Origin of the sequence: Eggerthella sp. 1_3_56FAA, from assembly GCF_000185625.1 — a bacterium.
Lineage (GTDB): Bacteria > Actinomycetota > Coriobacteriia > Coriobacteriales > Eggerthellaceae > Eggerthella > Eggerthella lenta.
The window spans coordinates 746,646-750,383 of sequence record NZ_GL622579.1; the positions used below are offsets into that span (position 1 = coordinate 746,646).

At 69.0% G+C, this 3,738-nt stretch carries 5 protein-coding genes; 1 reads left to right on the forward strand and 4 read right to left on the reverse strand.

Annotated elements, in window-relative coordinates; translation table 11 throughout:
- The 4 genes from HMPREF1023_RS03255 to HMPREF1023_RS03270 form a co-directional block, all read right to left on the reverse strand.
- Nucleotides 1-992 (reverse strand): regulatory iron-sulfur-containing complex subunit RicT (locus HMPREF1023_RS03255; protein WP_009304719.1); only part of this gene is annotated, 992 nt, incomplete at its 3' end.
- Nucleotides 970-2,121, reverse strand: a complete 1,152-nt coding sequence (holB, locus tag HMPREF1023_RS03260; protein ID WP_009304720.1) for a DNA polymerase III subunit delta' — start codon at nucleotides 2,119-2,121, stop codon at nucleotides 970-972. The genes HMPREF1023_RS03255 and holB, both read right to left, overlap by 23 nt.
- A gap of 4 nt (nucleotides 2,122-2,125) precedes the next feature.
- Nucleotides 2,126-2,860 carry a dTMP kinase gene (tmk, locus tag HMPREF1023_RS03265; RefSeq protein ID WP_009304721.1) on the reverse strand — a complete coding sequence of 245 codons (735 nt, stop codon included), beginning with the start codon at nucleotides 2,858-2,860 and terminating at the stop codon, nucleotides 2,126-2,128.
- A gap of 40 nt (nucleotides 2,861-2,900) precedes the next feature.
- The gene (locus tag HMPREF1023_RS03270; RefSeq protein ID WP_009304722.1) at nucleotides 2,901-3,446 is read right to left on the reverse strand and encodes a fumarate hydratase C-terminal domain-containing protein; all 546 of its coding nucleotides are present in this window, start codon (nucleotides 3,444-3,446) and stop codon (nucleotides 2,901-2,903) included.
- A 107-nt stretch (nucleotides 3,447-3,553) separates the two neighbouring features.
- Here HMPREF1023_RS03270 and HMPREF1023_RS15890 point away from each other — a divergent pair.
- Nucleotides 3,554-3,738, forward strand: a 185-nt coding sequence (locus tag HMPREF1023_RS15890) for a hypothetical protein (RefSeq protein ID WP_232228679.1), incomplete at its 3' end; no start/stop codon positions are given.

Genomic DNA, 3,738 nt, shown 5'->3' on the forward strand with positions numbered 1-3,738 from the left:
TTCGACGGCTTCTGACCGCCGCGGCCCGTGCGGCGCACGGAACCCGGATCGGCCAGCTTGTCCTGCCCGGTCAGCTGCGTCGTGGTGCCGAACAGCGCCGACTCGCCCGCAAATCCGATAGGGTCGGCCGTCGTCGCGTCCTGCCACGCCTCCTCGCCTACGCGGTTCGGGCGGTTCGAGCCTTCCTCGGGCGGGTCGAAGTCGGCCAGCGGCACCTTCACGGGCTTCTCGCCCATGATCTTCAGCGACACGATCTCGCGCGGCACGTCGAGATCCACCACCTTCGCCGGCCCGTCGGGCGTCTCCACCGTGGCGTTCTGTTTCGGGGCGCGGCTCTTGAAGTCCTTGTACGCGTCGAACTCGTAGCGCAGACAGCACATGAGCCGTCCGCACACGCCCGATATCTTCTGCGGGTTCAGCGAGAGGTCCTGCTCCTTCGCCATGCGGATGGACACGGGGCAGAACTCGCCGCCCAGGCGCTTGCAGCACAGCTCCTGGCCGCAATGCCCCAGGCCGCCCACCATGCGGGCCTCATCGCGCACGCCGATCTGTCGCATGTCGATGCGCACGCGGAAGTGCGCGGCCAGCTTGCGCACGAGCTCGCGGAAGTCCACGCGCTCCTCCGCCTCGAAGTAGAAGATGGCCTTGTCGCCCTCGAACAGGTACTCCACCGACACGGGGTGCATGTCGCCGTTGCCCTCGGCAGCCATCTCCTTGAACACGGGCAGCGCCTCGCGGCTCTTCGCCTCCAGCTCGGCCGCGCGCGCCTCGTCCTCGTCCGTCGCGATGCGTTTGACAGGCTTGAGCGGGCTTTTCAGCTTCTTGATCTGCGCCTCGTCGGCCTCGAACACGTCGTGGGCCGCGCGGCCGAACTCGGTGCCGCGGGCCGTGGACACGATCACGCCGTCCCCGGCGCGCACGTCCAGGTCGCCGGCGTCGAACCACAGCGTCTTGGGGTTGTAATACAGGTTAATCGGCGCTATGCGAACCATAGAGCACCTCTCTTATCTCGAACAGCATCGCGTCGATGCACGTTTCCGGTGATACATTATACGAGATCGCCTCGTCGCAGCGGCGCACGGCCGCTAGCGCGGCGGCGGCGCGCGCCTCATCGGTGGCCTCGGCCGCCTCCATGACGGAGGCGCGGGCATCCACGTTGATGACGAGCTCGGGCGTCTCGGCGCACACGGCCATCACGTCGCGCAGCCACGAGCGCACGATGGCCGTCAGCTGGCGCAGCGATTCGAAGGTCTTGGCCGTCAGCTGGCGCTTGTTGCGCGCCTCGATCTGGCGGATGGCCGACTTCGCCAGGAAGTCCGCATTCTCGGCGAGCTCCTGCTCCTGCTCGGCGCGCGCCACGTCCAGCGGCGCCTTCACCAGCACCACGAGCTCGCTCGCGAACCCGACGGCGTCCCAGTCGTCTGCCTTGCGCAGACAGCCCAGCACCTCCAGCACGCGGGTGCGGAACGCCAGGCGCTCGTTGGACTTCAAGAACTCCACGGCACGCGTAATGGAGCCGTCGCAGGCCTCGACGGCCATGCGCGCCTGCTCGCGCGACGCGCCCGTGTTCTGCACGATGATGCCGGCCGCCTCGCTTGCCGGGATGGTGCGGAACGGCACCACCTGGCAACGCGACAGAATGGTGGGCAGCACGCTCTCGCGCGTACGCGCGAGCAGGATCAGCACCACGTCCGACGGCGGTTCCTCCAGCGTCTTGAGGAACGCGTTGGCGGCCTGCACGCCCAGCAGGTCGACGCGATCGAGGATGTAGACCTTCTTGTGCGCCTGGATGGGCGCCATCGACGTATCGGCCACGATGTCGCGGATCTGCTCGACCAGATAGCCGCCCGCGCCTTCGGGCGCGAAGTAGCGCACGTCGGGATGCTTCTTGCGCATGATGCGCCGGCAGGCGTCGCATGCGCCGCAGTTGCCTCCGCGCGGGCCGGAGGCCCCCTTCGGGCACAGCACGGCCTGCGCGAACGCGTAGGCGGCCATCGTTTTGTTCGACCCGGCCGGGCCCGTGAACAGGTAGGCGTGGCTCACCTTGCCCTGCGCCACCGTGGCGCGCAAGAATTCGCGCACCTGCGGCTGGCCGAGGATGTTCTCGAACGCGTCGGCCACGGCTTTACGCCTCCACTTTCGAACGCTTCACGTCGAGGCGGTCGAAAAAGGCAGGGTCGTCGTCGACGACCTGCGCCATCCAGGGGAACAGGTCGGCCAGCTCGGCGAACACCGCAGCAGCCGTCTGCGACTTGTTGCCGTCGGAGACCACCACGCGCACGCGCTCGGGGTCGCGCCGGGCGATTTCCAGAAACGCCTCGTTCACGCGGGCATGGAACTCCTCGCCCGCCTGCTCGAGGCGGTCGGCCGCCCCCCGATGCGTCGCGCGCACGAGGCCCACGTTCGCCTCGCCGCCCGTGGCCATGAGGATGGTGCGGTCGGGATGCACGCCCTGGCAGGCGAACTCGTTCACGCGGTCGACGAACATGCGCGGCAAGCCCCTCCCGTAGGCCTGGTAGGCCACCGTCGAATCGGTGAAACGGTCGCACAGCACCACGGCCCCTCGCGCCAGCGCGGGCGCGATGACCTGCGCCATCAGCTGCGCGCGGGCGGCCTCGTAGATGAGCAGCTCGGCCTCGTCGGACATGCCGCCGTTCGCCGGGTCCAACACCACGGCGCGCAATTGCTCGCCCACCTCGGTGCCGCCGGGCTCGCGCAGGCACAGCACCTCGCGGCCGTGCGCTCGCAGCGTCTCGGACAAAAAGCGGATATGCGTCGTCTTGCCGGCGCCCTCGCCGCCCTCGAACGTGATGAAGATGCCGCGCAGGGCATCGGTTGCTTGTGCGGATTCGTGTATCACGGGTATGGTCGTTCCCTCTCCCTTTGAAAGCGTGCCCTGGCTAGACGAGGTCGTACACGTCGCGGCCCCGTACGTCGACGCCGACGAAGACGGGGAAATCGACCACGTCGATGCGGCGCAGGGCCTCGGTTCCCAGATCGTCGTACGCCACCGTCTCCGATGATGCCACGCACTTCGCCAGATAGGCCGCGGCCCCGCCGCATGCCACGAAATAAACGGAACCCGTCGCGCGGCAGGCATCGCGCACCTCGGACGAGCGGCGGCCCTTGCCCACCGTCGCCGCGACGCCTGCGCGGTGCAGCGCGGGGGCGGCGAAATCCATGCGGCTGGCCGTGGTGGGCCCGACCGCGCCGAAGGGGCGCCCGGCCGCTTCGGGCGTGGGACCCGCATAGAAGATGGCCTGACCGTCCAGACCGTAGGGCAGCGCGCCGCCGGCGGCTTCCAGCTCGGCCAAGAGGCGCACGTGTCCCGCGTCGCGCAGCGTGTACAAAGGGCCGGTGAGCAGACAGGAGTCGCCCGCCTCCAACCGGGCCAGCGCGGCGCGGTCGAACGGCAACGCGAGGCGGATGCGATCAGCGCTAGCCATGGCGCACCTCCTCGCCCGCATCCGCGGCGCTTCGCGCACAGCGCGAACGATCAGACGCAGGTTCAGCGAAGTCAGCGAGGGTTTCCGCAGTGCCTGAGATTCGGGGGATGGCGCAGGCGCCGCGTACTTCGGTACGCAAGCCTGCGGCATCGCGCGAAGATCGGGTACGGCGGGAAGCCGCAGCGTCGAGCCGTTCCGCTGGCTGGCAAGCCAGCGGAACCGTGATCCTGCGCATGGCCGAGCAGCCCATGTTGATGGCCAGGGGCAGCGCCGCGATGTGGCACGGCGCCGT